Source organism: Fortiea sp. LEGE XX443 (assembly GCF_015206815.1).
GTDB lineage: Bacteria > Cyanobacteriota > Cyanobacteriia > Cyanobacteriales > Nostocaceae > Nostoc_B.
Map to the genome: position 1 here is coordinate 1 of NZ_JADEXZ010000139.1, position 5594 is coordinate 5594.

General features: G+C 38.9%; 2 protein-coding genes and 2 pseudogenes. 3 read left to right on the plus strand and 1 reads right to left on the minus strand.

Annotated features, from left to right (window positions below):
• Window positions 1-93 (plus strand): annotated as a pseudogene (locus IQ259_RS26610) (IS5/IS1182 family transposase); the annotation flags it as partial.
• Window positions 94-332: 239 nt separating this feature from the next.
• Here IQ259_RS26610 and IQ259_RS26615 read toward each other — a convergent pair.
• Window positions 333-4046: a HEAT repeat domain-containing protein gene (locus IQ259_RS26615; RefSeq protein ID WP_193888980.1), complete on the minus strand. Its 3714-nt coding sequence runs from the start codon at window positions 4044-4046 to the stop codon at window positions 333-335.
• A gap of 196 nt (window positions 4047-4242) precedes the next feature.
• Here IQ259_RS26615 and IQ259_RS27420 point away from each other — a divergent pair.
• Window positions 4243-4359: pseudogene (locus tag IQ259_RS27420) on the plus strand (type II toxin-antitoxin system VapC family toxin); the annotation flags it as partial.
• A gap of 81 nt (window positions 4360-4440) precedes the next feature.
• Window positions 4441-5391: a glycosyltransferase gene (locus IQ259_RS26620; protein WP_339383845.1), complete on the plus strand. Its 951-nt coding sequence runs from the start codon at window positions 4441-4443 to the stop codon at window positions 5389-5391.
• The last annotated feature ends 203 nt before the right edge of the window (window positions 5392-5594 follow it).

Genomic DNA, 5594 nt, shown 5'->3' on the forward strand with positions numbered 1-5594 from the left:
CGATTAGTTCGAGATTATGAGTTATTGCCCGAAACATCGGAGACGTTTATTTACCTTGCCATGATCCGGATCATGGTGAGGCGATTGGCATAAAATTTCACCACTCAAAACTTTTCAAACACCCTCTTAAGACAGTCTCGAAAATAACCTGTATCAGGACATCTCTGTTGCTAAGAGTAGTAGGCAAAAGTGCAATCATCCCCGCAACAACATATAGGTGAGCACACTTTCTTATATAGTACAACAACTCTTGGTAAGAAATTTTTTGTACTTTTGAGCTTGATTCAAGCATTTTGACTATCTGCGGTGAAATGCGATCGCCAGCAAAATTTTCACCCTAACTCAGCTAACTTTTTCTTCGCAAACTCACGCACTTGCTCATCTGGGTCATTTGCTGCTCTGTCGCGCAACAGTGCTAAAGTCTGCGGATGGTGGAGATATTGTTCTGTAATTGCTTCTAGTGCAACTTGGCGGGGATTATTTTGAAAACTATATTCCCGCTTAAAGGGATCATTAACAATACAGGCGTAGAAAACTTCAAATAAGTCCAGTTCGTCTTTGAAACCTCTGGCTAGTTCTTGTACAGCAATTTGTCGGACATTGGATGATTTATCAACGGTGGCGCGTTTCTTTAGAATGACGAGAGTATCAGGATCGTTTTTGAATCTTCTGGCTAACTCTTGCACGGCGGCTTGGCGCACATCTGCATATTTATCAGATGTAGCGTGTTTTTTCAGAATCGGGAGAATATCAGGATCATCCGTAAAACCCCTAGCTAGTTCTTGCAATGCTGTACGGCGGACATATTCATTATCATCTGCGGTGGCGCGTTGTTTGATAATTGGTAGCGTATCAGGATCATCTTTAAATCCCCTAGCCAATTCTTGCACGGCGGCGCGGCGCACATCGGAATATTGATCAGCGATCGCTCGTTGTTGCAAAATAGTTAAAGTTTCAGGATCATCTCTAAATCCTCTAGCTAATTCTTGCACGGCGGCACGTCGCACATACTGATCGTGATCAGCAGTAGTACGCTGTTTCAACCAACGTAAAATTTCCGGTTCTTCTTTGAACCCCCTAGCCAATTCCTCTACTGCTGTTTGTCGTACACCCGAATATTTATCAGATGTGGCGCATTGTTTGAGGATGGCGAGAGTCTGAGAATCATCTTTAAAACTCCTAGCTAATTCTTGCACTGCGGCTTGGCGCACATATTCATTCTCATCGCTAATAGCGCGTTGTTGCAGAGTTGACAGTGTTTCCGAATCATCTTTAAAACCTCTAGCTAATTCTTGCACTGCAACTTGTCGCACAGTCCAATCATCATCTATGGTGCGTTGCTTTAGCCAGGGTAGAGTGTCTAAGTCATCTTTAAAACCTTGTGCTAATTCTTGCACAGCAACTTGCCGCACCGTACCGGAATTATCAGCAGTGACACGCTGTTTCAGCCAGTGTAAAATATCAGGTTTTTCTTTAAAGCCTCGCGCTAATTCTTGCACAGCGGCTTGGCGCACATATTCATTCTCATCGGTGGTGGCGCGTTGTTTAAGCATGGGGAGAATTTCAACATCTTCTTTGAAATTCCGAGCTAATTCTTGCAATGCTACCTGTCTGACTGTCCAATCATTATCTGCGATCGCCCGTTGTTTTAGCCATACTAAAGTATCAACATGATCTTTAAAACTTCTGGCTAATTCTTGCACTGAGATACGTCGCACATCTTCATGTTCATCAGCATTAGCAAGTTGTTTCAGCCAAACCAAGGTGTCAGAGTCATCTTTCCAAGTCGTAGCTACAGATGTAACTGCTTTAGTCCGAATTTCTTGAACTAGTTTCGTTTCTTCTTCATCTCGATATGGTTGATAATAGTAACCAAGGTCATATTTAGTTAAATCTTTCAGCCGATTCAGTAATTTAGTTGCTGTTGTTGTCACTAACAATCTATTGCGGACTTCTGCAAGACACTTGGCAGCCAAAAACAGATTTATAAACTTTTCTGCTTCACCATTTTGTGCCATTAAATAATCAATAATTTCGCAAACAAATCTCGGCTCAATCATCCCTGTAATCAGGCGCAACACTTCATGCCAGGTTTCATACCGCCAATGTTTACCAAAAACTTCACTATTTAATTCTTGAATAGAAAGTGTTTGCGTTTCTTTAAACTGCCAAACAAACTCCCAAGCACAGAAGTATTCTAAAAAAGTGCGATGCACAAATGCGTAATAATCAGCACCTAAGAAACATAACATAAAATTGCGAGTTCGCAATTGATTAATCATCACTCTCGCAACTTTAGTTGGGTGTTCAAATTCAATATTTTTTAAATAGCGAATTAAAATCTTTTCTAAATCACCCACGCCAATTAAATTGCCAGTCAAACCTTTAGCGCTAGTTTGCATGTGATAAGCAACTTGACGCAACATTGCCTGCTTATCTTTATAATCAATAGTTTTTGGATCTAGACGCGAATCTTCTATTAAAGCACGTTCCACATCCCATTGATGTAGCAGCACACGAGATGCTTGTTCATAAAGAGTTGCTCTGTCTCTAGGCAATTCTTGGTTACGATTGAGAATTGCCATCATTGTTAATAAAAGTGGGTTTCCTGCCAATTCAGAAATGGATTTTGAAGTATCGATTGCTCTTTGCAACCGCTCACGTTTTCGTGATTTATCTTCCGCATCATTAAAAGTTAACTCATGCCAGCGATTGATAAAATCTTGAATTTGTTCTAGTTCTAAATCTTGCAGCATGAAATGACGAAATTCTGCATCTCGCAATCGCTGTGGTTTATAGCCAATCACGCGAGAAGTTACAATCACTCGCACATTAGGATATACATTAGTAAAGCGATGAATATCTGTAATCACATCCTCTCGCTTTCCTAGTTCAAAAACTTCATCTAAGCCATCAAACATCACTAAAGCATGACCTGTTTTTAAATGTTCGTGAAGTTGATTTTGATTGAGATGATGAACTATACCACTACATTTATGGAAAAACTCTAAAAAATTGCTGCACTCTTTATTCTCTCTTCTCCGAATATACGTGCGTAACTCAATTAATAAAGGAATTGGTTGAGAAAATATATTTTCAAGTGGCGTTTTTGCCCAATTTAACGCTAAAAATTGCAATAATGTCGATTTTCCTGAACCTGGATCACCCAAAATAACTATATATTTATAAACTGGATTATTAATAATATCTAAAACTGAAACTATTGGTTGTTCAAAATAAACCTTACGGTAGCCTTCCAACTCTTCTAATAAAGTTTCTGCTTCTATTTGATTGTTGTCTCTTAGTCTTTTTAGATGTTCTTTGGGTAATTCATGCACTTGTGGTAAAACTTGGTGAACTTCCCGCACATTCTGAGCGATAAACATTCGCCATAACTTCAACTCGTTATAAGCATACCCAGTTGTATCTAAACTATCTAATTTCAGATTTCCGTACCGCTCATATAGTCCTTCTTGATACCTATGCAAATCAAAATCTGTGGGAATCCCAGCAATTTCTTGCAGACTATTCTTTACTTGCTCTAAATTTTGACTGTCTAAAAAAGAGCGTAACTTATCTGATTCTCGAATAATTGCTTTCACCTTTTTTAGATATCTTTTGGTTAGTCTTTCCCATTCAAATTTCTGAGGTAAGCTGGGTAAATTCATCTCATACCAAGTATTGGAAAGTACTTGAGGATCTAAAAATTGACAGTCTGTTTGGAAAGGATAACCTAGAATCTCCCTGATATATTGATTGCTAATAAAAATTTTTAAAGTTTTATTATATTGTTTGAATTCTATTTCTTCTAAATCTGTATCATCTAATTCCTGCTGCATTAATTCTAAAAACTCCTTCAATGCTTTGCCAGCAGCAATTTCAATATCTTCTTTTTTGAGTTGCTGTAAAATGTTCTTGGGGATACATTTTAATAAATCTTTAGCCCAGTCTTTTGCTACATCTTTTGCTAATTCCTCAAAAATGGGTTTGAAAACAAAGCCGACAGCTTGAGTCACGCCCCAAATAGCCAACCAATCTACTACCATAATTGCATTTGCCCAAGTTTAAATTTCGAGTATATCCAATCGCTTCGGAATTTTTTATATTTTAGAATAATTGAACAAATTTCACACTTTATTTTCTATTTATCAGTAATTTTTAGTATCAATTACTATTGTATAAAATGAATTTTAAACAATAGTAATAACCGAAATAAATACGCTTTCTTAGGAGACGAATAACTTTCATGGCGAGCCATTTGACCAACTTATTGTAGCTACAGCCAGATTTTATGATTGTCCTTTGTTAACGGCGGATACAAAAATTCTTAACTATTGTGATGTGCAAACCCGGAAGTAGAGGTAGTTGGCTCATACCTACCCAATCAGGAACCGTCTTTAGTGCCGTACTGTCCTATGCTGGAGATGGGTAATTTCTGTTGTGGGTGAGACTGTGTTTTTCAGCGTTGTGATACCAACTTACAATCGCCTGCCGATTTTAGAAAAGTGCCTCCGAGCCTTGGAAATGCAGGAATTGAGTGCGTCAACTATAGTTACTGATTACGAAATTGTTTTGGTAGATGATGGTTCTACCGACGGAACCTTAGAATGGTTGGCAGCACATAAACAAGAGTTTCCCCATGTGCGCTGCTTTCAGCAAAACCATGCTGGCCCCGCTGCGGCGCGAAATTTGGGGGTAGAACAGGCACTAGGAGATACAATCATCTTTATCGATAGCGATTTAGTAGTGCTGAAAAACTTTCTGCAAGCTCACGCTAACGCATTATTGCAGGGAAAAGAGAAATTAGACAGCGATCGCTTTTTTACTTACGGTGCAGTAATTAATACCTGCAACTTCGACAATCCTACCGCTGAACCCTACAAAATCACAGATTTTTCAGCTGCTTTTTTTGCCACAGGTAACGTTGCCATTCCTAAACATTGGTTAGAAAAAGCCGGATTATTTGATACTGGTTTTCAACTCTATGGTTGGGAAGATTTAGAACTAGGCGTGAGACTCAAAAATCTAGGTCTACAACTTATCAAATGTCCTGAAGCAGTTGGTTATCACTGGCATCCACCATTTAATTTAGAGCAAATCCCCAACTTAATTGAAAAAGAAATTCAACGCGGACGCATGGGTGTTTTGTTTTATCAAAAACATCCCACTTGGGAAGTGCGAATGATGATTCAAATGACATGGTTGCATCGCTTATTGTGGGGTATTCTCTCACTTAATGGATTACTTAATGAGCGCACAATGGCTCCCTTTTTGCGCTGGCTAATTAAACGAGGTAAACCACAATTAGCATTAGAAATAGCCAGAATATTCCTTAATTGGTACAACGTCAAAGGCGTATATGAAGCCTACGCAAAAGTAGTCAAAAATTAGATTCAACCCCCAATACTTTTCGGTTCAGGCCAAAAACAGGTAGATTGAGAGTTGTGCTTTTCTCATACCGTTTCACTTTAAGTTTGATACAAGTAGGCCGCAGGGGGGCAGGGGGCAGGGAGCAGGGGGAAAGAATTAAAAACCATTAATTTGTATCAAGATTTTCGTGAATTGGTATCACCTCATGAACATCTGGGCAACCA